Here is a 25,718-nt window from a genome sequence, read left to right as displayed (position 1 = left end):
GTTGTAGCCACAGGATTGTCATTCTGAGCGCAGCGAAGAATCTGAGCATTTAAGCTCCTTATAAAGATTCTTCATTTCACTTCGTTTCATTCAGAATGACAAAAACCAGGACTTTTTCAGTGATCTCCACATAGGTCATCCCCTACGTTTTTGTGATCCATATTTTGCGGAACGACGAGGGCGTCGTTCCCTACGTTTTTGGTTCGTATTTTGCGGAACGACGAGGGCGTCGTTCCCTACGTTTTTGGTTCGTATTCTGCGGAACGACGAGGGCGTCGTTCCCTACGTTTTTGGTTCATATTCTGCGGAACGACGAGGGCGTCGTTCCCTACGTTTTCCTATCGTTCAGACAACAGTACGTATCTTCCTGGTGCCTGCGGGTAAGCGCGGCTGCCACTGCCCAGCTTGTTAAACTTATCCTGGGACGGATCATACTCTCCGATGAAGAGTTTGTCCTTATTGGCGCCGGAGTAAGCCGCTGTGTCCAGTTTGATGTCTAAGGTGCCCTTTTGCATCATTCTGCGGATACTACTGAGGTTTTTGCCTACCTGCAGTTCAAAGGAAATATCATAGAACTGGGATGCCTGCCGCTGGGTTCGCGGTATAGCCGTTTTCAGGCTTTCCTCCTGCTTTCCGCTGATACGTTCAAATCCGATACGTACATGGGCATCCTCCAGATCATTGCCTGATACCTGGCTGACCTCCCTTGTATAGAGATCCTTCGGCAGGAAGCTGAAGCTTGCCTTTCCGTCGGTAATGGTGATTTGACGGTTTATTGTCTGCAGCGCAGACAGCGGAATAGCTACTACATATTTATTCTGATCCTTATATTTTGTTAAGGAGAAGTCGATGACATAGGCGGTGCTGCCGGAAGGGATCTGTTTGCTTCCGATGGTTTTGATTACAACCCCATCCTTCACTTCCTCTTTGCCCTCTTCTTCCAGCTTTTTCTTTTCCTTCTCCAGCTGTTCCTGCTTCTCCTTCAGCTTGTCATCTTGGCTGACACTTAGGGTTCTGACCGTTACCTCTGCAAAGTCAACTGCAGAACCATATTTGTTTAAGGCTCTGACCATGAAGCTGTACCGGGTATTGGGCTGCAGCCCTTTTACCAGGAAGGATGCTCCCTTGGTATCTCCGATTAAGGTATACTGCTTATCCGTATCCTTCTTTCCATATACCTCATAGCGGTCCGCTGCATTGAGCAGTTCCGGGGATGATTCTGACCACAGCAGCTGTACCGTGGATTCAAAGCCTGGGATTGCTTCTAATACAAGAGGCTTATTGGGTACAGGCACCTTGTATTCGAAGTCCTTGAAGGGCTGTGATACCCCTCCGTCGGGGTTGATGATAATAATATCATTACTGGACAGGTTGGTGGCTTCACTGAATTTTACCTTCAGCGTGCCTTCATTTTCCATTACTACAGAGGCTGCTTCCTTTCCGTCTACAACGGCTACATTTCTGTTTCTTCCTTCGCTGTCCACCCCTTGAATACCGGTGCCGTTGACCACCATACCCGCAGTTATTTTACTCTCTTCGATGATTTTTCCACCGATGACCACTTTGGCCCCGCTCTGGAACATTTTCCCCGATATGGTTACTTCTGTCTTGGTATCATTGGTAAATATCTTGGCCGGTGCTACGGAGAGCACCTCCGGCTGGCTTATATAGGTAAATATATCTTTTCCGATAGCCCGTCCAAAATCATAATTTACGATCTCAATAGTCTGTTTGCCCACCCTTCCTTCAGGCATGGTCAGAATAATGGTTTCCAGGTCTTTGACTTCTATCTTGTCCGGTGCAACCTGGATTCCGCCGATATACGCCTCTACAGGTTTTTTATTTCCAAAGGTATCTTCATCTTTAAACTCGCTGCCTTTTATAGTTATCTTTGTTCCCCCAGTGACCGGTCCTTTGTCCGGGGTCACAGAGGTAATTTTCGGTGCACTTCCTTCTACGATATAACGGAAATAGATAGGTTTCCGAAGGCCTCCCTCCGGCAATTCAGTAGTATCTCCGTAGGTAGCGCCCCCATCCTGATTGACTACTAAAATCCTCAGGTAGCTGCCCACAGTCCCTGCAGCCGCCGCAGGAACGATCACAATCAACTCATCGTCATTTGGGCTCTTGCTTTTCACTTCCGCTTCCTTGTTTCCAATGAATACCTTAACCCCGGATCGGAAGTTTTGCCCCTGGATGATGATAGGGGATTCGCCCTTTGGTGCTGCAACTGCCAGGTCAATTTGCAGCGGTGAGCCGGTGATTTCCGAGGTGGTCAGGGCTGTGGTTGGAATAATCTTTGTAATCACCGGCGGACGATAAGGATTGGTATAGGTAAACTTGCTGGCGGCCTTTTTACCGTCTTGATTATATACCGTCAGGGCTTTTTCCCCCACCTCCGGAGAAGGAGGGGTGAGCAAAGTGATCCGATCTCCTCCAGTGACGCTCTTGATAATTGCCAGGCCACGGGTTACGATGAGATTCTTGCCCTTCACTTCTATTTTAATATTTTCATTTGCCCAATTGGCAACGGCTTCATAGCCCGGTGTGTTTTGCAGTTCTGTCCATGGAAGGGTAATCATCAGATACTCTTCTTCCTCTACAATCTTAAAGCTGCTTTTCTTAACAGGATCCTTTTGGGGATAAACCTTATAGCCTGCCAGTTCATTCCCTGCACCAAAATTTTTATAATACAGGGTAATATTGTCCGGTGCAAAGGCATTATAGTTTACGATCAGGTCTCCGATCCGTACCTGCTGGGTACCGGAAAGAATATCTCCCTGAGCCCTTTGATCGCCAAATACAGCATGAAGTCCCCGTTCTACGAAATCTTTTCCGATAATGGTTACCTCACTGCCGCCATAGAGGGTACCCTGGTTTGGAAGCACCTGGGTGATGGCCAGCTGTTTCGAACGATATTCGAAGCCGTTTTTTAGGGTCACGGTGGCACCGTCATAGTTGATAACCGTTACATCCACCTTACCGGCTATCCCCGGCGGTGTTTTTTCTACAATCAACAGATCTGTCATCTCTACTTCCTCATAGGAAGCTCTTGGGGGAATCACAAAGGTGATGTCCTGGGGATCGGCCTTGACCCCACCAAAGTAGATGGCTGGCAGTTTCTGTTCCGCTGTACCCAGTTTAAAAGCCCGGAAGTTTTCTCCGGAGATGAGGATACGGTTCCCCCCTGCGGTATCTCCCTCCTTGGGGTTGATGGCAGTAATTTTGGGTGTATAGCCAGGATTTACGTAGGTATAGCCGTCGTATTTTGTATGAGAGCCTCCATCGCTGTTCAATACCGTTACCGGAACTACTGCACGGTTGGTATCTCCCAAATCGCCCCCGTAGGCCGGCACGTACACCCAAAGGCTTCGGGCATTATTGCTTCTGCGGTATACCTGGGCTTCCTGACTGCCGAAGTATACCTTCGCCCCTTCTAAGAAGTTATCTCCCGTGATCTCTGCAATATTTCCGCCTCTATAGTCTCCTAAATCCGGTTCGATACTGTCTACTCTGGGCCCCTTCACTACATCAAGAATTTTAAAACCCTTAAGAATATCTGCTTTCCCTAAATCCGGGTTTACGACCTTCACATCCAGCCATTCGTTTAAAAAGAAAGGCTTTGCAGCATCTTTCGGATCGGGAATAATAAAATAGATGGTTTCATTGTCTACTACCGCTACATTGGTTCCGTAGGTTTTCACCGGTTCCCCATCGGGTCCCAATACAATTCTGTTGTTGTCAAATTCATTGGTCAGATTCTGAGGCTGATCTCCTTCTCCATGGGGATGATAAGCCTTGTTCAGATCCTTATTGTCTATGTATACCTTCGTACCTATCCGAATGTCAGGGGTCTCACCGGCAGGGTTGGCAGGGTAGAAGTTCCGGCCTTTGATAATGACCAGATTCCCCTTGGCTCCAAAGTTTGGAATGATTTTTTCTACCACCGGCTGGCTGAAGGTTTGTATGTATTCTATGCCGATGGATGCGAAGCCCCCATCAGGGTTGATCACTTGGATAAAAGTAGGTCCCGGCCTTCCCGGAGGAACTTTAAAGATGACCGTTCCCTTTACGATATCAATTTGGGGATTTTGAATGAGCTCTCCATCTACTGTCACCATCATCCCCGGCTGAAAATTTTTTCCTTTTAGCGTAACAGTTTCCTGTTTTCCTACCGCTACCTTATCCGGTGTCACAGAGGTCAATTCAGGTCTGAGGGCCCCATCTGCCGGTCTTACGTATTCAAACAGGTTTTCCTTTGTATCCTTGCCTCCCAAGCCTCCCAGAGGGTTTGGGTTATATACGGTTACATCGGCAAAGCCAATGGTCCCGCTGTCACTGGCCGGAATGGTAAATTTAATTTTTGTTCCCACTTTTCGGGCCTGTCCGTCTACAATATTGCCGGCGCTGTCCAGAACCACCAAACCGGTGATCTGGTCTGTAGGCAGCGGCGTAATTTCTTGCCGGTCATTACCGTTGCTTAATCTGCTTTTGTAAAAGCGGTTTACCTCCTGGTCATTTACAATTTCTTTTTGAATCACCTTGTATTTATAATCTCCCGCCACCTGCAGGGCTTGCCCGCCTATGATGACTGTTGGATAATACTTTACGCCGTTGGCATCATATTCCACCCGGAAGTTCTGCCCTTCAATGGTTGCGGTAATATAGGCGTCATGGGGTCCCTTTGCCGGCGTGATTTTGCTCACCTGAGGCGTAGTCAAATCCGGATCGAACCGAAAGATCACTTTGTTTTGCGACGCCAGCGGTGCTTCCTCTACGATGTAGTTTAATTCTGTCAAGGTGCCGCTGCTGAGGGAATATCGGATGGTTTCTGTTCTGGCAGTGATAACATAGTCCCCTGCCTGGCCTACCTTATCGGTTCTGGCTGAGACTACGGCCACATCCTGATCCCACTGAAGGGGTATGTTGGTGATGCTGGCCTTCAATCCAATAGACAGACTGATTTTTCGTTCAATAAAGGTACCGTCCTGCAGTCGGTAAAGTATATGGTATGCCTTGGCATCGTCGGATGCCTTAAAATATTTGAGATTGTCCTCAGTGCCTATTTCCGCACTGGTGATGGTGATATTGGGAATGCTGTTGACCGCTACCGCATTCCTGATCCGTATATTGGGCACTTCTTTTTCTTCATTGGTAAAAGCTTTTGTTATGCTGGAGTCAATGATTTCCAATATTGAGCCGGTAGCTAAAACATAGTTGAAGTTCTGCGGGTACTGATAGGTATCATTAAAGAAGTTTCTAAATACAATGGGTTTTTCTCCCGGCACAGCCAATTGGGGCACTACCACTTCTAATCCGTATTTGACTAGCCCATTTTCAATATATCGGAAGGTTCCATCACTAAACTGACTGACATTTCGCTTTGCCTCCACACCACCGATAAATACTTTTGTACCAATATCCAGCAGGGGTACATGGTGCTGGGCTTTTATTCTGACAATCGTTCCCTCTGTTCCCTGCAGCGGCGTGATGGATACATCTCCCAGGTCTAGAGGATTGGCCACATTTACGGCCCTTTTTACGATATATCGGACTTCCACATTGGTTCCACTGGAGCGTTCGAAAACAAAGTTTTGGTTATTGCCTGCAGCAATGTTGATGGTATCCGTATCTACACTGATTTGTGTAGAGGTTCCCCCATAGCTTACTTGATTGGTTACCGTGTCTCCTGTCGTAATGCCCAGTTTATAGACGCCATGATTAAAATAGGCCCCTTCCATTGTAAATGGCTGTCCCTTGATGACTGTCACCGGCCAGGCTGCAGGACTTAGTCCGTTAATGGTGTCTACTTTCATAAAGTTATCGCTTGGCAGTGTAAATTCTTTGGGAGAAGTATAGGGGGTGCCGCCTCGTATAATAGTAAAATTCACATCCCCCGTTGCCCCGAAAATACTCTCGATGCTCTGGCCTGTTCCCTCAGGAATATAGGCGATATTGGCACTGTCGATGACCTGGAATCGTTCCTTGGGCAGTGTCTTTTTCACCACGCCCCCTTGCAGGACCCGAATAGCATCGACGTTGGTCAAGGGATATCCATTGAAAATTACCTGGTACTTGGTAACCTTAGCACCATTGACCACCTCCACTTCTTCCTTAATGGTGATTTTGTCAATGGTCGGTTCTACATTGGCATAGACGGGCGCTGCCCATAACGGACCACATAAAAAATTCAACAGCAATGCCACGACCAGTACGAACGACATTTTTTTCTTCATCATATTTCCCTCCTATGCTTTTTCCTATAAATTTTATCGTCAAAATTCTATAACAAATTCAGTTAAAATTTAGAAATTTAAATGGAAAATAGTACCTTCATTATACCATAGTCCTTGCCGGGATTTTCTAACATTCGACAACTGTAAACAAAAAGAAACATAAATCCTGCTTCCATTTTCTATAAAAGTCAACCTATAGTTTTTGGCATTTTTGTACGATAACCTATAGAAAGGACTAAATCAACATGCACGTTCTCACCAAAGGAGGTTCAACCAATGCTTCGAAAGGCTTTATGCTTCATTTTAAGCTTCTTGCTGTTCTTTGCAGCTGTTCCTGTCGTTGGATCCGGTCAAAGCTACAGCCGTAAAATTAATGCCAGCTTTGATAATCTTACGCTGTATGTGGACGGCCAAAAGGTTCAAACAGCACGGGAGCCCTTTATTTTTGAAGATCGCATCTATGCAGCTGCTGCTGATCTTACCAAGGCCTTATCCTTACAATGGGCCTATGACGACAAAAAGAAGAGCTTCGTCTTATCCCTTCCCAAAACTGTAAAAGCTGTGGATTCCACCTTCTACAGTTCACAGTTGGTACAGCGGGATTATCAGATTACAGCCCTTCAGCAGGAGATCAAAACCCTGGAAAACCAAAAAACACTTTTTGAAAAGAATCGAACCCCTTATCGGGATATCCGTTCTGCTTCTGAAATGCAGTCTTACTTAAGAGATCGTTTTGATACCCTTAAGAACATTCCCATGTCGATTAGTTTTCGCCACTACAGCGGTGATACCTATCGATTGAACCTAACCTTTCCATCAGACCGGCAAAGTGACTTCGAAAAAATTCCTCGAAGAGATGTGGAAGACTACCTAAATGATATTTTCTATGCTGTGCGGGATCTCTATGACCGATATGCAAAACTCGATGGGTATATCCGTGATAACCGCAGTTCTTCTTATAAAACCTATGTAACCTTCGAAACCAGCAGCAGCCAGTTGAGCTTTGATTTTACTTCCTACTCCTCCGGCAGCACTGCTTCCGGTGACGCAAAAAAGCTCAAGGATGCACTGGACAAGAATTTACGGTCCTACCAAGGGGTTTACTTTTACTATAGGGTCTATACCGCCGATGATGCAATAGATCTTACGGTTTATTTCGACGATGAAGATTATTATGATTGGAGCAGCAGCAGGCGTTCCGACTTTTTAGACAGAATCCGCAGAGAAGTAATGGACACCCTTGGCAGAAAAACAGTCAATGGCGTCCTACGGGATGATGACATAGGCGAAAGTGTTCTTCAGTTCCGCATTGAGGACAATCGTGTGCGTATCATAGATGAGGGAACTTCTTCTGCCCCCAAAACCACCGCTGCTCCGGAAACTACCCCGACAGCCGCTCCTACTGCCATATCCAGAACCCTGACCATATGGCCGGAAGATATTTCAGTCCAATGGAACCAAAAAAATATATATTTATCAGCCCCTCCTTTTATTTATGAGGGGGAAAGATATCTGCCCGTGGCAGATATAGCAGATGCGTTGTATCTTAACTACCAATACCTCCCCCAGGATAAGAAAATAGAAATCACAACCAATGGAGTCCTTCGCGGGGATTCCGATCAAGCGCTGATTGGAAGACTCTTTTTGAAAAATGAAGAAATCAACAGGTTAACCGCAAAGGCAGAGGAGCTCCGTGAGGCAGTGGCAAAAATCAAAAAGCTCCCGTACCCCCATTCGGGAACCATCTCCTCCGTCTATAATATGGAAACCTATTTGCAGGATTATTTTGGAGATTTTGAAGGCATTGATATGAATATCTCCTTCTATCGATACAGCGGCAGTGAATATCGGCTTCGCATTACTTATGATACCAATGATTTTGACAGCTTTGACCGTATTAGCAGCACCACCATCGAAAGCTGGCTGGAAGACATGTTTGATGCGATCCGTACCCTCTATGACCCTTACGCAGAGATCAGCGGCTCCATTCGCAATACGCCTTACAGCAGTGTGGATATTACCTATATTACCTTTACCATGAATAATGACCGCACTTCTGTAGATTTTGAGGATCACGGAACCCAAAAGGGACACCGCTTCAGCGGAAGCCGTTTACAGGATTACTTAAACCGCAATTTCCGCCGCTATAACAGCGTATCTCTAAGCTATGAGGTAATAGTAAACCGAAAGGACGTTGACTTAATCGCAACCTTTAATCACAGCTATTACTATGACTGGAGCATTTATCGGAAAATGGATTATCTTCAGTTGTTGAAGCAGAAGATTGAAGATGAGTTTGGTACTGTAAATATCAATGGCCGTATGATTGATACCAATGGCAATAAAGAGGTGCTGCGCTTCAGCTTTGAAAATGGCAGCGTCCGGTCCCTAACGCTGCTTGAGGATACAGAAAAGATGCTCAATAAGGAAAAGCACCGCTTCACCCATAACGGCAATACTTTTACCTTTAGCTACTCCATCAAGGAGAAGGATGTCGGTCATTTCGACGTTACCATAGAAGGGGATTTCTCCAAAACCGATAATAAATGGCGATCCGTAGAGGAGAATGCCATGGGCAGCTTCCGCAGTTTCATACAGGATGCACTGCGGTCCATACAAGATATCTGGTCTGTCCGGGTTACCGGTGAAGTGATCGATCAAAACCAGCAAACCCTCTTAACCATGGATCTGCGCAATACACAGGCGGCTGCTGTCAATGCAGACCCTGCCGGCGGCGCCCTGGCATCGGGTACAACGGTTACCCTGACCAGTGCTACCTCCGGCGCAACGATCTATTATACGTTGTCGGGCAGTGATCCTACAGAAAGCAGCACAAGATATACAGGTCCCCTATCCATCACCGGAGCTTCCGGCGAAACCATTACCTTAAAGGCTATGGCTGTAAAGGCCGGTATGGAAAACAGCAGTATTCGCACCTTTACCTATACAATTTCAGAGCCTTCCGCTGATTTATCAGGATTAACCCTCAGCGGCAGTCCAAGCGGCTACAGCTTCTCCCCAACGGTTTACACCTACACAGGCGTTACCGTAGCCAATGGCGTATCTTCCATCACCCTTACGCCAACAGGACCGGGCAGCATTACCGTCAATGGTCAGTCTGTAGCCAGCGGCAGTCCTTCAGCAGCCATTTCCCTAAGCACAGGGGTAGAGCAGCTGATTACTGTAGTTCACACAGAAAGCGGCAAAGCACCTAAGACCTACCGCATTTACGTGACCAGGGGCAGCGCGGTGAATATTCATCTCACAGATGTGCAGTTCACCACCATCTTGGGAGGTTTGTTTAGCGGCAGGCTCACAGGAGCATCGGATTATACAAATTATCAAGTATCGCTGGTTTCAAAGGATGAGTCCTATGGCAAGCCGAATAATCATGCAGCGGTAAACAGTGACGGCACCTTTAGCATATCCGGTTTTGATACAGAGCTATTGACCCGACTTATCGGTTACAAGTATGTTATTCGTGACGGACAGGGCAACATCGTAAAAGAAGGAGACCCTGAAACATTGAATTAACAGTCCAGAGGGCAGGCCAAAGGCCTGCCTTATATCCAAGGAGGCAATTTCAATGAAAAAGATTCTTTGCTGTATCCTGATTGCAAACCTTTTATTGACGCAAATCGGCTTTGCCGGTACAAGCGGCTCGGAGAAAATCCCTCCTGCCATGAAACGGGTAGTGGAAAACGGCTATTTTGGCGTTGGGGGCTTAAATCTGGAGCGGTATGCCAACCGGGCAGAGTTTGCAACCATTGCCCTTCGGTTTAAAGGTATCTCCGAAGAAAAGGTAAAAGCTGCAAAAGCCACCGGTCCCTATAAGGACACGGCCGGCTTCCAGGGCGGCTGGGCTCAGTACCATATCGGCATGGCCTATGAAGAGGGTCTGATGTTTGGTACCGGCGCCGATACCTTTAACCCCGGAGGCAATATCACCTATATCCAGCTGCTGGCCGTCATGCTGCGGCTTTTGGGCTATGAGGACGGAGCGGATTTTCATCAGTACCCCAAGGACTACTATGAAAAGGCCAAGTCCTTAGGCCTGGCCGACCCGAAAATCGATATTCATTCCAAGGTGACTAGAGAGCTGTTAGGGATCACTATGGAAAAGACCCTGGATCTGAAGTTAAAGCATCAGGATCAAACCTTAGCAGAAAAGCTTGGAATACCCTCTTCTAAAGCTGCTATAGAGAGCGGTCCCGTTGTTCTGAAGCAGCATTCCTTTACCACTTCCGTCCTTGGGGATTTTAGCGGCAGGCTGGCAGGCCGTCAGTCCTTTGAGGGATACCAGATCGGCATTTATCCAAAGGACGGGAAAAACACCAAAGCCTATAAGCTGGCAAAAGTAGAAAAAAATGGAGAATTCGCCCTCTCAGGCTTCCCCATCGGTCTGGTGGAAAAACTCACCGGATATCAGTATAAGGTCTATACGCAGGACAATCAGCTTGTACTGCAGGGCGACCTGTAAACCATAAAGAAGGAGGTAGGACCCCTTGTCAAAGAAAATGAAACCCATACTGGCATTTTTGCTGATACTGATCATGGTCTTCAGCAGCCTGACAGCTACTTGGGCTGCACCGGGAGATATCATCCATACAGGATTAAAAAAAATATATAAAAGCGGAAATGAAACCCATCAAAATGCCCTCTTGCAGGACATCCGCCAGGGGGCAGATATCAATCTGTTTTTCAAGGAAGATGAAAACGGACAGTATTATAACATTGTAGCCAAAGAACAAGCAGAGCTTGCGGCGGTAGTCAATCTGCTCCATGCCAATCAGATTCCCTTGACTTCAACGGCGATTCAGGAATATGTCAAGAGTCATGAATCTGAGGTGGCAAATGCGGAGGCAGCTGCATTTGCTGCTTTGGAAAGATCCTCTATTGATACCAGTGAGTATTTAGAACAGGGCACCGTGCCAAAAGCTATGCTCCTTGTCTCCCCTACCCACTATGGAACACCGGAGGCCGGCAGCCAGCCGGGCAGTACCCGATTGACCACCGGTACACTGCCTAGCGGTGCTACCAAATGGCGTGTCAAAATAGCAGATGCAGCCATATCTGCCCCAGATCTGGACAGCACTTTAACAGGCTTTGCAGATTATACCTCAGGCAGCGATATCCAAATCAGCCCTGATCAGTTTGTGATTCTTTTAGCTGCCAATAGCAGCGATCACATTAAGGGCTATGCCAACATACCGATTGCTGCCGATCAGATTAAAGGGCCTCCACAGCCGGCCCAAACTCTGACAGTAGGCACCCTGGAGAAAGGCAGCCTTACCGCTGGCACTGTGAAAATCAGTGATTTGCCGGATGCCAGCATCATACCGGAGGCATCACAATGGCGAATCAAAGTACAGGATATGCCTTTCACGGGCATACCAAGCTATAACACCAGTCTCAGCGGCACCCAGGTCTATGGCAGTGAAGAAGTGATTCTCCTGAATGAGACTTCCCTGCATCCAATTTCACCGTCCTTTACAAAATATATGGTGCTTCTGGCAACGGATCAGAAGGGGGCCATCAAGGGATATCGATATTTTACCATTACTCCGGAATCCGTTTCTCCGGCACCGGTACAATTAATGATCAATACCAACTATCAGAATCCTGGGGCAGGTACATCCGACGGCACCACTAAGCTTACAGGACTTCATAAGGGTATATCACCGGCTCCTGCCATGGCTGAAGCCACCCAGTGGCGGGTTAAGGTACAAAGTACTCCCTTTGAGGTGCCTGCAAGAGACAGTATCCTATCCGGTCCCCTGGCTCAGACAGACATTACTTCCGCTGTCATAGACAACATTCCTATCACGCCCGGTCACTCCCTGCTGTTGGCAGCTACGGACACTACCGGTGCTGTTAAGGGCTATAGACTTTTCAATAATTTATCGGTTGACCAAATACGGGGGCAAACAGCACCGCAGCTTCAGCTAACCGTCAACTATTCATTTCCGGAGGCCGGTACCCTAAGCGGCACTACCCGGATCACGACCTTGAAATTTGACGGAATCTCCGGCAACCCGGTTAATTGGCGCTACAAAGCAGGCACAGGCCTCACAGCCCCTATCCTGGACAGTGTGATTTCAGGAGTGAACAGCTATGTGACAGGAAACAATATCAGCATTGCCGGTAATCAGGATCTGCTGTTATTGGCTACGGATGCAGGGGGAAAGGTCAAAGCATATCAGCTCTTTACAGCAGGAACCTTCCCGATCCGCCAGCCGGCCGCTGTAGAGCTTCAGCAAACGACCCATTACAGTCTGCCGGTGAAGGGAAGTGCTGTAAATACAACAAAAATCGATCTGCTGACAAAGGGTTTATCTCCAACCTACCCACTGTCGGAGGTTACCCAATGGAGCTATAAGGTGCAGTCAGAGCCTTTCATTGCACCTGAAATGAACAGCACCCTAGCCGGTACCACAGGCTATACAGCCGGCAGTGATATCCCGGCTCAGCCAAATCAATACCTATTGATTTTAGCCACAGACAATGACGGAAAAATAAAAGCCTATAAATCCTTTTTGCTAAATACGGATCAGGTACGGGCAGCAAAGGTGCCTGAGCTTTTAGATATTAATTATACGATTCCGGAGCCCGGTACCCAAAGCGGTACCACCCGGATCGCCACCTTAACCCTAACGGGCTTATCCGGTGTAACCGGATGGCGCTGCAAGGTTCAACAGGATCCCTTTATCACCCAGGATATTCCGGAACTCAACACCACAGTAGCAGGCGTTGTATCCTATAGTGCAGGGGCCAATATCCCTGTCAGCGCCGGTCAAAGCATGATGCTGATTGCCGTAGACGGCAGCGGAAGAGCAAAGGCTTATAAGTTCTTCAACAACGTAACTGCTTCTCAAATTAAACCGCCTGATGCAGTGCAGCTAACCCAAACCACCCACTACAGCCTGCCCCAGCCAGGTTCTGCAGCCGGTACCACGAAGCTGTCGGTCTTATCCTTCGGAAACCCTCCTATAGCGGGAGCAGCGAAGTGGCATGTTAAGGTTTTAAGCCAATCTCCCGGCGTGCTGGCGCTGGATAGTACTCTTGAGGGTATCGATGGTACAACCCCTGTCTATAGCCCCGGTGCCAATATATCAGCGGCGGTAGGGCAGCGTCTGCTGTTGCTGGCTACGGATGCAGAGGGAAAAATCAAAGCCTATAAAGAATTTGTGCTGGACAGCTCCCATATTCAAGGCAGTCCTGCACCACTGCTTAATACTCCACCTTTGATTAACTATGAAAATCAGGCAGGAAGCGGACCTGGTACAACCAAGTTTATCAACCTGCAGTTTTATGGTCTAACAGGCGCCACCCAGTGGCGTATCAAAGTTCAGAATACTGAATTTGCAGTGCCTACGGTGGACAGCACTCTAACAGGCACCTCCCTCTATACTTCCGGAGCAGATATTGGGGTGTTAAGCAATCAGTATTTAATATTGCTGGCCACAGACAGCAGCGGCAAAATTAAGGGCTATGCTTCCTTCTCGGGCAGCGAACTGCAAATCAAAGCCTATGCCCCTACCCTTAGCTTTACGGCCTCCCCGGGAACTGCATTGGATACTACTCAGCTTTCCGGTCCCGGCCTGCCTGGCGGCGCCGCCAAGTGGCAGATATTGTTGCTCGGGCAACCTTTTGCCACACCGGCTTTCGATGAGGTATTGACTCAAACCCCTGCTTTGTCTGACTATACCCTGGGCACTGATCTTTCTGCTGCCCCCGGACAATACCTGGTTCTCTTAGCCACAGATAGCCAGAATAAAATCAAAGGCTTCGGAATGCTGCAGCTGGAGGACCATCATTTGAAAAATACTTCCGCCGTCCTTTCCCTCCCTAATCAGGGGGGTGAAGAAGTAGCAGAATCTTCCATATTATTGGGAGGCATTACTCTGGAGATCACTTTAGGAGACAATGCAGCCTGGGCCTCTGATATTCGCACCAACCCAACAAAGAGAAATGCTCTTTTTGATGGATTTCAGGCTGCCTCTGAGGCTGCGCAATGGACAAAGGTAGTCCAAGCCCTAAAGGCAGATGGTCAGGGCTCGATTTTCCGAACCGATAATCAAAAAGTCACCATTTATCTGCCCCAGACATCGGGCTACGACATTGCCACAGAGCAGCGGATCACCCTTACAGTTCCTGCCATCGCCCTTACAGGCGGGCAGCGCCCTGTAACAGCTGCAGGGGGTATAGTTATAAAACCCACCATTTCCGCTGCTTTATCCGGTACGGCCCTGCAGCCGCCTCTGGTAGAATCAGACATCCGCAGCGGAGGAAAGACACTGGTAGTAGATTTGGCCGACGGAAACTGGGTGGGAAATGTAGCCACAGATTCAACCCTGCGCAATGCTGTCTTTGACGGCTTACAGGTGGTAGGGACTGAAAACCTAGCCCAGTGGGCAAAGGTAGTCACGGAGTTGAAGAACACGGGAGCCTTGGTGCGAACCAGCGGAACAAGGATTACCATTACCCTTCCACCGGTTGCCGATTATGCTTTAAACTATGTGAAGCAAACTATTCGTTTGGTTATACCGAAGGAAGCTGTTGAAGGTGCACAGGGAGACATCATCGCCGGGCCAACCTTCACCGTACTGCCAGACACCCTTCAGGTTAGTGCGGCAGCTGCAGTGGATAGTATTTTCATGACTGCCCCCGCACAGAAAACACCAAGATCCGATCAAAACTACTGGCTGCTTACAGTGGATCGGGGTACTTTAAAGGAAACCATCACCCTCAGCGATCTGGTGATCAGCGGACTCCCTCAGGGAATCACCGCGGCTGCAACAAAGATTGGCAGCCAGCAAATCCGGATTACTTTATCGGGTACCGCGGCTTCAGCCATAGCAAATCCCCTCACCCCCACTGTCCGTATCAAGGGCAGTGCAGTGACGGAACCCGGGTCCATGGACTCCGGAGAGATTCCTCTTAAACTGGAGCCTGGCTCCTCCTTGCTAGAAGATTTAAAGAATGTAAAGATAAATGTTGTTGAAAGGAAACTTACAGATACCACAGCCCAAATGGAATACAGTGTGAATTCTACCACCGGTCTGAATGGCACCTGGTTTTCCTGCGGCAGTCCGGCAACGGAAAATGTGGATTTTGCAGCAGGGAAGGTATTTGTCCGGGAGAAGCTGCAGCCCGGGGTTTACTGGGAAACAGCCGCCTTATCCCATAGTGCTGCTCCTGCAGTGGCCATAGAATTTACCCCTGAGCCTGGCAAGATTAAACTGGCCGGTGCCACCACTGCCATGGAATACTCCCTAGACGGAGGTACTGTTTGGTCTACGGTAACAGAGGCTATTGCAAATAAAACGCAGGCAATTGATGTAAGCAGTGCCGGCAGTGACCTGCGGGTTCGAGTGAAAGCCACCATCAATGCATTGCCTTCTTTGGCTACAGCAAAATTGAATGGAATTCATCTAGGCAGTGTCACCTTTAACGTAGCTGCCGGCAAAATCTTGGGCACTACTGCAGAAATGCAGTACAGCTTAAACTCCACCAATGGCATGGACGGCTCTTGGATCAGCTGCAGCGCACCGGATACCAATGTAAGCTTTGTACAAGGGATGCTGTTCATAAGGGAGAAGTCTAAAGTAAATAATGTGCGATACTTAGGGGAGATTCATCAAGATTCTGCACCAAGCACCACAAGCTTTGAGTATCATGTGGCCAATGGCACCATCACCATTCCTGCTATGGACAGCAGTGTAGAATACCGAATCGGTACAGGTTCATGGACTCCGCTCATCTCTGGAACCACCACGGGAGGAATCTCCTTTGCACCTGGTCCCCTGGAATTCCGCTATAGGGCTACGAACAACACATTGCCTTCTCCTGCAAGTCAGAAGGCCGTCATTCCAGCCCCCGGTTCAGCACCTGCTGTAGCTGTCGACGATGTAGATGCAGTATTAACGAAATTAAATCCTTCAGATAACCTTGAATACCGCATTGGAACCGGAAGCTGGATTTCCTGGCCATTGGGAGAGGCATCCGTCAGCTTTCCTGCAGGGGTAACCAATATATCGGTACGAAAAATAGCAACAGAAACACTGCTGCCCAGTCAGGCCGCTTCCTTTACCTTTGTGCCTAAGCTGGACTTGACGGGCACCGGCATCAACGTGGCTGCCGGCCAGCTGACCGGCACCACCACGGCTATGGAATACAGCCTGGATTCTACCAACGGCACCAACGGTACCTGGGTGGCTTGCACCAGTCCTAACACCAGTGTAAACTTTATTGAAGGAAAGGTTTATGTTCGGGAAAAGACAAAGCCTAGAAACTATCATTTTGTAGGAGAGGTAGGCCGCAGTGCCGCGCCAAATACGGATTTGCTGAATCAAATCAGCTATCATGTGGCAAAGGGTACTATCAGCATACCTTTGGCGTTGAAAAATATGCTGCAATATAGAATCGGAGGAGTTTGGAGGGATTTGGATGCCACAACAGCCGATCCCGATGCTCCTGCAAAACTAATGGCTACGGCAATCCCCTTCCAGCCAGGAAAGGTTGAATTTAGAGCAAGGGCTACGGCTGTCATGCTGCCGTCACTGGCGGTATCTCCTTCACCGGCTGTTGAAATCCCCGCCGTTCCTGCAGCCCCTGCATTGTCTTTTAACGATGTGACTTATGCAATAACAGGATTAACGGAACAATACGAATATAAAATCAATAACGGTCCCTGGATACCTGGTTCAATCATAAGCGAATTTTCAGGCACCGACAAAGTTAGTATTCGCAAAGGAGCTACTGCAACTACTTTGGCGGGATTAGAACAGCTTATCAGCTTTACGCCAAACCTCAACCTTTATACGGTTGGTATCAATGCAGCTGCTTCTCAAATAACAAATACCACCACGGCCATGGAGTACAGCTTGAACTCAACCGATGGGATCAACGGCACCTGGACTGCTTGTACGGCTGGCAATACCACTGTAGCCAATTTATCAGGTATCGTTCATGTAAGAGAAAAAGCTAAACCAAAGAACTATCGAAGAGTAACAGAAGCAGCCATTCAAAAAAGGCCGCCCCTAAATGATACGGAGAAAACTTATATCAGCTATCACGTGGCCGAAGGAACCATTACGGTAAACAATGCTTTAGTCGGCGATCTGCAGTACCGCAGCGGTACAGGCGCCTGGACGCAATTAAGCGACGGCAACATTACTCCGGGAGTACAATTCCAGCAGGGAGATCTGCTATTTAGAAGAAAGGCAAATATAGATGAGCTTGCTTCAGACCCTGTAAGTATTGCCATCATTCCAGCCCCTGCAGCTGCTCCAGATCTTCTTTTTAATGATTTAGCCAATACCATCACAGGCTTGGATGCTTCCTATGAATACAAAATCGGCACAGGAATATGGATCTCCGGTCCTGTGGATGGTGGCTTCACCGGAAACAAAACCGTAGCTGTACGAAGAAAGGCTGCTCAATTGACGCTGCCAAGCCTCGAGCAGATTATCACTTTTACTGACAATTTAGATTTGACATCTGTAGGCTTAAATATAGCATCTAATCAGATTACAGGAACTACTGCCGGCATGGAGTATAGTCTAAACTCTTCTGACGGCATCAATGGTACCTGGACAACCTGCAGCAATACCAATACCAACGTAACCTTTATTCCTGGAAAGGTGTTTATCCGGGAAAAGGCATACCCTAGCAATAATCGGCAAGTCGCCGTAATTGGAATGCCGGCAGCGGGACCGTCTATTGGAGCAGGATTTGAATATGACGCAGCCTTTGGCACCATTACGGTACCCGATAGCTTAAAAAATCGACTTCAATATCGCTTTGGCGACGGAAGCTGGACAAATCTAGGTACAGAGCGCACTACAGCCGGAATAGCCTTCGTACCGGGCAAACTCTATTTAAGATATAAGGCCGACGCGGTCACACTGCCTTCTCTGTCCACTGAATGGATCACTATACTGGCACCTGCTTCAGCACCATCTCTGGCATTCAATGATGTGACCAACGAGATTGCTTGGATTGCACCTTCAGAATATGAATATAAGATTGGAACAGGTCCCTGGACCCCTGCAGAGGTTCCTGGAGATTTCAGCGGAACCAAAACAGTACAGGTAAGAAGAAGAGCTACACAAACCACTTTGCCAAGCTTAATTCAGACCATCAATTTTACGGCCAACCTGGACTTAAGTCCTCTTTGGGTTGATACATCCCTTAGGAAAATCAACGGAACCACTACAGCCATGGAGTACAGCATCAATTCTACCAATGGCACAGATGGAGACTGGGTGGCCTGCGGCAATACTGCCACCAATCTTCCTGAAGCTTATATCAACCAGGCCGTTTACGTCAGAGCAAAAACACAACCGGCGAACTTTAGACTTGTTCATCCTGTAACGCCATAACATAAAGGCTGTACCGAAAGGTATGGCCTTTATAATTATGATTTGTATTAGCTTTATCATCTGGAAACTTACTGCAATAGGATTGTCATAAAAATGAAATATCCCTCTATCCCACAGACTGGTATAATGGTCTTAAGGACGAATTCCAAAGTGGAGGTGCACCAGATGAAGTTTTCCTTGAGAAGATTAATTCTTTGCTGTTTAATTCTGGTCTTGATCAGCAGCCCTGCAGCCTTTGCAGCGAGAGCCGCAAACCTGGATGAAATCGGTGTGAAGCTGAAAGCACTGGGGTTGCTCATTGGAGATCCAAACGGCAATATGCGTTTTGGGGACAATATCACACGGGCTGAGTTTACTGCGGTGGCGGTACGTATGATTGGGAAAGAAGCAGAAGCCTTGACACGCAAAGGTCCGACCAAGTTTAAGGATGTGGATCGAACTCACTGGAGTACAGGACACATCAATGTATCTGTGGAAAACAATCTGATCACAGGCTATCCCGACAATACCTTTAAAGTGCAGCGCAACATCACCCATGCAGAAGTGCTGACCATTCTGGTAAATGCACTGGGCTATAAGAATGATGTGAAAGGTACCAACTGGCCCAATAATTTTATTGACAAGGCCAATGAACTGGGCATTACAAAGGATATGACCATTAAAGCATCCAGCCCTGCCACCAGAGGCGAAGTGGCAAGGATGTTGAATAACAGTTTAACCATACCAATAAAATAAGGACACCGGCGGTGTCCTTATTTTATTGGATAATTTCCTGCGGGATGACACATAGGCCGTCCCCTGCAGGTTAAATGCTGCTTTAAATCCTTATTTCTACAGATACCTCATTTTACCACTTCATTTAACCATAGGACGACTTCCGCCCTCGTCGGTATCCTATCCTTTTCTATTTCTTTCATATCGATTCTCTTGGTTGGAACATCCTGCACTGATTCAGCCATGATTGCTTTCATGCTGCTGAAGAGACTTAGCAGTTCTTTCATACTTAAGGACATTTCTCTATACAAAGGGCCTACTGCACCTTCTTGTAAAAGCCCTATATGTTTTGCCGTGTAGCATACATCCCTTGCCCATGCAGCATACATATTTTGTTCTGATTCTCCATCATCCTGAAGTAGTGGAACATCATATAATTTCAACAGCATCGCAAGGAAAGCTTCCAAGGTGATAGGCTGATCAGGTCGAAAGGTTCCATCTTCAAATCCGACAACAATGCCGCCCATGGTAAACTTTCGGATCACTTCTCCCAATTCTCCTCTTTCCACATCAGGGAAGCTGGGAAAATCTCTATTTTCCATAACTGCGAAAATACGATTAGGCTCCATAAATCCTTCCAGCCTACTCCCAGACAACAGTTTCTCTCCACCTGCATAAACCCACTTCTGCTTATCCACTAAATAGGTATAGATTCCTACTGCTTCTGGGTTTTCAATCCCTTCAATTAGTTGAATCTTAAAAGGAATCCACAGGTTTTCAGATGCAGGGGTTAGACTGATCTGATAGACCGGGCTTCTCAGCTGGAGAGCCCTTTGGTTCTCATTGTGGATATCTAACACAAGAACTTGAAGCTTATCCACAGATATTGGCAATCCATCCACTTTCAGTGTAAGGCTGCCTACTTCTATAGCAGTATTCTGCTGTATTTCCTTATCTTTCTTGCTTCGATCTTTGGTTGGATCTGTAGGCACACTGGGAATGACATTGCCTTCATCCTGGTCTTTTTCTCCCTCATTCTCCTCCGGCTCTCGTGGCGGTGGGTCATCCTTTGGTTTCTGAGTGGCAGGCCCTTCCTTTGATTCATTTTCGAGTTCATCATTAAGCTCTTCACCAGGCACATCATTGGGTTCTTCTGCTGCCGGATCCTCTTGAAGTTTTACTAGTTGAAATGGATAGGTTAAATGATTCCCTTCCCAAATTGTAAAGGAATGTTCTTCAGGCTGGTAACCGGTTTTCTCCACCCTGATTCTATAGGTGCCATCGGGTAGTTGGTTAAGCGAAAAAATTTCACTGCTCTCAAGGTTCTTTTCTTCCAATAGGTTTTCTCCCTGATAGCACAAAACTTTTGTCCCTGTGACCTCCCCTCCTTCATCAAGGTGAATTTCTCCAGTAAAGCTCCCCCATCCATAGATTTGTATCCAAAACGGTTCCTCACGAAAATCAGGCACTGACCATAGAATGCTGTCCTCAGTCTCTTTCACCAGCCGGCTGCGTTCACCTATCCATAGTCTTCCTTCTCCCGGAAGCTGGCCCTTAAAAATGAATCTAGCCAGCGGCTTTTCCGCTTCCACCCAGGGCGGTATATGCCCCTTTAATCCAAATAAAAGCCTTCCCCTTCCAGTACTGTCTTCAAAACCATCATAATGCGCCTGAAGATCAATCATTTGATCTTCAGGAAGCAGTATTTCCTTAGATAATAATAGCAGTTTCTCTTGATCATAGAGCAGTTCACCATCGATTCCCACCACTTGTTCTAGATCTTTTCCGATTAGGGTCACAACAAAGGTTTCTTCTACCTGTATTTTTTCCCGATCCAGATGGAGTTCCAGCTGCGGTGCCTGTCCATAGGTCATGGAAGTTCTGAAGGAAAGGGTGATACAAAAAATCCAAAATACATAGCATGCTCTTTTCATGATCTGCCCCCTTACCGGATCATCCGAAGGATCATAAACACATCCAGCAGATCTATCTCTTCATTTTCATCAAGGTCATAGAGCCAGCTGTCACCTTTCCATACATCCTCTATCCGGGCGCAAGCCTCCCGCAGATCCTCAAGGGTATAGGGGTCTTCTGCAAATCGGCTAAAGTTATCAAAAAGTGCCCACCTGGAGCTGTCCACTTTACCTTCCATCGTCCCTGGCTTCGGCCCTTTTCGATTTCCCCACCAGTTTTCCTTAAAATCCAAAGTATCTCCCGTTCCATTTTTAATCATCGGTGTCATGACTTTCAGAAAATTATTTTTTCTAAAAAGGAGGCCTTTTGCATTTCCTGATATAGTAATTCTCCCATCGTTTCCTGTAAATGTGTTTTTCGAAAAGGCTCCCACAGCAGTTCCATTCAATTCTACAAGTATTGTCATACGGTGAAATGTGTTTCCTTCTGCGTAGAGGGTGTTGTTTTTCAAGAGGATATATTTTGGATTTTGGGTCGATGCACTAAAATGACTGTCATATAGCCCCAGCTCAAGGGTACATTTGCTTGGGTTTACACTTAAATCTGAATTTATAAACGTGCAGTTGATAAAATCGGCCCTATAATCTCCCCAAACATCATTCATTTTAATGGGAATGCAATTTTCAAAATTACTATTCTTTACAGCAATCTTCTCTGCCCACCCATCAATTCCTGTGATTCCTACCCCTTTTAGCTGCATGCCCTCTACAGAAAAGCTCTGAATTTTTCTGGAGGGGCTTAGATAAAATATGGAGATATTTTGTGGTGCTTTGATGTACTCTGGGGATAGGAATTTTATATGTACGGGCTTTTCAATCACGAGCCTTTTTGTCAAATCTAACTGTTTTTCAATATATACTGTTCCCCCAGATGCCACTTTATCCAGTGCAACCCGGATATCGTCAAAATAGTTGTCCCCACTCTTTGTACTGTAGTAAACCTCATCATATGCTGATTGTTGTACTGTTGTCTCTTCCTGACTGTAGCCCTCGATGATAAAAAAGCATCCTACAAGCAGCAGTACTGCCAAGTATCTTCTCACAAAATTCCCCCTCCCAAATTACAAATTCTACCATGAATCTTCTATATTTTTACAAATTTTCCTTCTTTTTTAACAAAGTAATTTACATTTTTTGAAATTTATGTTTTATAATTGGAAGTGACAGCTGTCATATAAGATTATCGCTTTGCTTAGTTTTATATGAACAAGATGCAGAAAGAATCTTTAAGACCTATTAACCCCTAGATTCTTCGTTTCACTCAGAATGACAGTCTTGAGACCTACTCATAAAACTAAAGGATATTATAGATATTACCAAGAGAGTATTAAAAACCCCATTTGAGTAATGATTTTCTTAAGAAGGTGAGCTTATGTATTATGTTTATATGCTGGCAAATTGGTCTAATAAGGTTATTTATACGGGAATGACAAATAACCTTGAACGACGTATATATGAGCATAAACACAAGTTAGTAAAAGGGTTTACAGAAAAGTATAATATCAATAAGCTTGTTTATTTTGAAAGTACGACAGATGTGACAGCTGCTATTCTTAGGGAGAAGCAGATAAAAGGATGGACAAGGTCTAAGAAGAATGAACTAATTAAAATGATGAATCCCCAATGGAAGGATTTATCTAGAGATTTTTACTACGAAGATTCTTCGTTACACTCAGAATGACAAACCTTAAAACCATAATACGTTTGGGCTTACGATGTCATATCTCGAGTTCTGTCATCCTGAGCATAGCGAAGGATCTTGATTTTGCACTTATTAATTTTTGTTGCTCAGATTTTTCACTCCGTTCTAAATGACAGTGAATGCCGCATTTCTAAAAAAAGAGACGGTTCATCCGTCTCTTTCATCTATACCAATTTTCTTTTTACCATCTCCTGCACTGCGAAGGAAGCCACATCCTCCGCATAGCTGCCGCTGCCAAAGCCTGCATCATATCCCAGCTCCTTCGCCAGCTCATGGTTGATTCGCGGTCCGCCGCATACCAGTACCACCTTATCCCGAATGCCCTCCGCTTCCAAAAGCTCCACCAGCTGTGTCAAATTCGGTATATGGACATCCTTTTGGGTAACCACTTGAGATACCAGCAACACATCGGCATTCAGCTCAATAGCCTTTGCCACAAAATCTTCATTGGGTACCTGGCTGCCCAGGTTATAGGCCTTGATCCCCTTATAACGCTCCAGACCATAGTGGCCTGCATAACCCTTCATATTCATAATGGCGTCGATTCCTACCGTATGGGCATCGGTTCCTGTACAGGCACCTACAATGACGACATCCCTGCCGATATTCTCTTCAATAAAATCCTCAACCCCGTACTTATCCATCACATCTACATCCACCTTTGGCACCTCGATGGCAGTATAGTCCACAGTATGCTGGCATTTGCCATAGAGGACAAACATGGTATAGCCTACCCCTAAATCCTCCGCATGGACTACACTAGGCTCTTCTAATCCCATCTTTAGGGCAAGACGTCGGGCTGCTTCCTTCGCTTCTTCACCGCAAGGCACAGGCAGTGTAAAGGAAAGCTGTACCATACCGTCATTCATGGTATCGCCGTAGGGCTTGATTTTTGTTAAGTCGATTTGTTGTACGGCCATTATCTTTCACCTCCCAGCATTAGTGCCACAAAGGGATTGAAGTATTTCTCATGCTTCTTGGTAACCCCTTGGAGACCCTTTCCTCCATCCATGGCTCTTTTCACCCCGGCAAATTTTCCTTGCTCAATAGTAGTAAACAGTCCTTCTCTCTGGATTTCCTCCAGCATTTCTGCAGCCTTAGCTAAAACCTCCTGGGCACGTCTCTGCATGATGCCGTCTTTTTTAAACTCAATGTCTTCTCCTAATGCACGGGCATTGTTGAATACATATTTTGCATTTTCTATGGATAGGGCTCTATCCTGCAGTAAAGGCGTATGAATGGCCTCTGTCAGCATGCCCAGCAGCTGGATTCCCTGACTGGTCATCACAGAAATCATGTTAAACATAGCGTCCTGAATATGTCCTTTAAAGATATTCCCTGTTTTAAACTTGGTAGGGGGCATATATTTTAAAGGGGCCTTTGGGAAAATTTCTCTTGCCATCTGAGCTTGCGCTAATTCCAACAGGAAGCCATTCTCTATATCGGGATCCATTTCAAAAGCATGGCCCAATCCCATTTGTTCTTCAGGAATTCCTGCCTTTAGGGCAAACTGTTCGTTGATAAACTGGGAGGCCAAAACCGTATGGGCTTCTTCTACAGCATCTGCAGTGGTAAGGTAGTTATCCTCCCCTGTATTGATGATGATTCCCGCAAAACCGTTGATAATTCTGGAGAAATATTGATCTATCAAGGTTCTTTGCATATTGATGTCTCTGAATAATATGCCGTAAAGGGCATCATTTAGCATAACGTCTAGTCTTTCAATGGCACCCATGGCTGCAATCTCCGGCATACACAATCCGGAGCAGTAGTTGCAGAGACGAATGTACCTGCCGATCTCTTCTCCTACCTCATCCAATGCCTTTCTCATGATACGGAAATTCTCTTGGGTAGCATAGGTTCCGCCAAAGCCCTCTGTGGTAGGGCCATAGGGCACATAATCCAGCAAGCTCTGAGCAGTGGTACGGATTACTGCGATGACATCAGCCCCCTGTCTTGCCGCCGCCTGGGCCTGCAGTACGTCTTCATAGATATTTCCCGTTGCCACGATAACATAGAGATAAGGCTTTCTGCCTTCTCCCAGTTTTTCAATATAAGCTTCCCGCTGCTTTCTGTTGTTGCCGATTCTTTCTACCATTTTCTCCGCCAGAGGCTGAATAGCCCCCTGGATTTTTTCATCGGAGGCTACTGGGATTTTTGTCAGGTCCAGCTCTCCTCTGGCCACCATCTCTGCAATCTCCTGAGGGCCTTTCCCCGTATGGACAATGGCATTGCCGATCCAGTAGGCTGTGCCTGAGGATAATCCGCCTCCCTCAGTGATGTTGTCCACCACTACGTTGGGCAGGGGTTTGTCGATTTCATCTACTCCATCTATTCCTAAAAGTCTGGCAATGGTTCTTTCCACCGTCACCGTAGTATGTTGATCGATAAACTGCTGTGTGTCCTCTGCAATAATCTTTGCTGCATTTCGTGCTTTTTCAATGATGCTTTGATCAAGGTTTAACTTGCTTTCCATTGATGAACCTCCTTTATGAATCAGGTACAAGATTTATATCCAAAATACCGGAACGGCACAGGGGCCGTTCCCTACATAAATAACAACCCATCCCTAATGTTATCTGTTCGGGACGACAGGGTCGTCGTCCCCTACAGGCGCCAACTTAATCTAAATATTTCCAAATAACCCTTAGAAGCATGTCATTCTGAGCGTTAGCGAAGAATCTTATAGAACATAAGCAAGATTGCT

10 protein-coding genes are annotated in these 25,718 nt (G+C 46.6%); 5 read left to right on the top strand and 5 right to left on the bottom strand.

Annotated features, from left to right (window positions below):
• Positions 1 to 338: 338 nt before the first annotated feature.
• Positions 339 to 6,236 (bottom strand): IPT/TIG domain-containing protein, encoded by a 5,898-nt coding sequence (locus tag BUB56_RS13260; RefSeq protein WP_190014510.1) that lies wholly within the window; start codon positions 6,234 to 6,236, stop codon positions 339 to 341.
• Between the two features lie 276 nt (positions 6,237 to 6,512).
• Between BUB56_RS13260 and BUB56_RS13255 the strand changes: the two genes are divergently transcribed.
• The 4 genes from BUB56_RS13255 to BUB56_RS13240 all read left to right on the top strand — a co-directional run bounded on the left by BUB56_RS13255 (position 6,513) and on the right by BUB56_RS13240 (position 19,357).
• The gene (locus tag BUB56_RS13255; RefSeq protein WP_110941793.1) at positions 6,513 to 9,770 is read left to right on the top strand and encodes a chitobiase/beta-hexosaminidase C-terminal domain-containing protein; all 3,258 of its coding nucleotides are present in this window, start codon (positions 6,513 to 6,515) and stop codon (positions 9,768 to 9,770) included.
• 52 nt (positions 9,771 to 9,822) lie between these two features.
• Positions 9,823 to 10,716: an S-layer homology domain-containing protein gene (locus tag BUB56_RS13250; protein ID WP_110941792.1), complete on the top strand. Its 894-nt coding sequence runs from the start codon at positions 9,823 to 9,825 to the stop codon at positions 10,714 to 10,716.
• A gap of 25 nt (positions 10,717 to 10,741) precedes the next feature.
• Positions 10,742 to 18,622 carry a hypothetical protein gene (locus BUB56_RS13245; RefSeq protein ID WP_110941791.1) on the top strand — a complete coding sequence of 2,627 codons (7,881 nt, stop codon included), beginning with the start codon at positions 10,742 to 10,744 and terminating at the stop codon, positions 18,620 to 18,622.
• Positions 18,623 to 18,787: 165 nt separating this feature from the next.
• Complete coding sequence (locus BUB56_RS13240; protein WP_190014508.1) at positions 18,788 to 19,357, top strand: S-layer homology domain-containing protein; 570 nt, start codon at positions 18,788 to 18,790, stop codon at positions 19,355 to 19,357.
• A 107-nt stretch (positions 19,358 to 19,464) separates the two neighbouring features.
• Here the strand turns inward: BUB56_RS13240 and BUB56_RS13235 are convergent, their stop codons facing one another.
• Positions 19,465 to 21,270: an S-layer homology domain-containing protein gene (locus BUB56_RS13235; RefSeq protein ID WP_110941789.1), complete on the bottom strand. Its 1,806-nt coding sequence runs from the start codon at positions 21,268 to 21,270 to the stop codon at positions 19,465 to 19,467.
• A gap of 11 nt (positions 21,271 to 21,281) precedes the next feature.
• Positions 21,282 to 22,352: a hypothetical protein gene (locus BUB56_RS13230; protein ID WP_110941788.1), complete on the bottom strand. Its 1,071-nt coding sequence runs from the start codon at positions 22,350 to 22,352 to the stop codon at positions 21,282 to 21,284.
• Positions 22,353 to 22,681: 329 nt separating this feature from the next.
• On the opposite strand from BUB56_RS13230, the gene BUB56_RS13225 reads away from it, so the two are divergent.
• Positions 22,682 to 22,990, top strand: coding sequence for a GIY-YIG nuclease family protein (locus BUB56_RS13225; protein ID WP_110941787.1), 309 nt, complete (start codon positions 22,682 to 22,684; stop codon positions 22,988 to 22,990).
• A gap of 185 nt (positions 22,991 to 23,175) precedes the next feature.
• Here the strand turns inward: BUB56_RS13225 and kamE are convergent, their stop codons facing one another.
• Both kamE and kamD read right to left on the bottom strand, forming a co-directional pair.
• Positions 23,176 to 23,931 carry a lysine 5,6-aminomutase subunit beta gene (gene kamE, locus BUB56_RS13220; protein ID WP_110941786.1) on the bottom strand — a complete coding sequence of 252 codons (756 nt, stop codon included), beginning with the start codon at positions 23,929 to 23,931 and terminating at the stop codon, positions 23,176 to 23,178.
• A complete protein-coding gene (gene kamD / locus BUB56_RS13215) occupies positions 23,931 to 25,487 on the bottom strand; it encodes a lysine 5,6-aminomutase subunit alpha (RefSeq protein ID WP_110941785.1) in 1,557 nt (518 codons plus the stop codon). Before kamD ends, kamE begins: the two co-directional genes overlap by 1 nt.
• Positions 25,488 to 25,718: the final 231 nt, after the last annotated feature.

It is taken from the genome of Geosporobacter subterraneus DSM 17957 (assembly GCF_900142145.1).
GTDB lineage: Bacteria > Bacillota > Clostridia > Peptostreptococcales > Thermotaleaceae > Geosporobacter > Geosporobacter subterraneus.
This window is presented reverse-complemented; position numbering and strand designations above follow the sequence as displayed.

What these genes read in the sequence shown, in the direction of transcription:
- BUB56_RS13260 (WP_190014510.1), bottom strand. Translation starts at nt 6,236, where the DNA reads ATGAAGAAAAAAATGTCGTTCGTACTGGTCGTGGCATTGCTGTTGAAT.
- BUB56_RS13255 (WP_110941793.1), top strand. Translation starts at nt 6,513, where the DNA reads ATGCTTCGAAAGGCTTTATGCTTCATTTTAAGCTTCTTGCTGTTCTTT.
- BUB56_RS13250 (WP_110941792.1), top strand. Translation starts at nt 9,823, where the DNA reads ATGAAAAAGATTCTTTGCTGTATCCTGATTGCAAACCTTTTATTGACG.
- BUB56_RS13240 (WP_190014508.1), top strand. Translation starts at nt 18,788, where the DNA reads ATGAAGTTTTCCTTGAGAAGATTAATTCTTTGCTGTTTAATTCTGGTC.
- BUB56_RS13235 (WP_110941789.1), bottom strand. Translation starts at nt 21,270, where the DNA reads ATGAAAAGAGCATGCTATGTATTTTGGATTTTTTGTATCACCCTTTCC.
- BUB56_RS13225 (WP_110941787.1), top strand. Translation starts at nt 22,682, where the DNA reads ATGTATTATGTTTATATGCTGGCAAATTGGTCTAATAAGGTTATTTAT.
- kamE (WP_110941786.1), bottom strand. Translation starts at nt 23,931, where the DNA reads ATGGCCGTACAACAAATCGACTTAACAAAAATCAAGCCCTACGGCGAT.
- kamD (WP_110941785.1), bottom strand. Translation starts at nt 25,487, where the DNA reads ATGGAAAGCAAGTTAAACCTTGATCAAAGCATCATTGAAAAAGCACGA.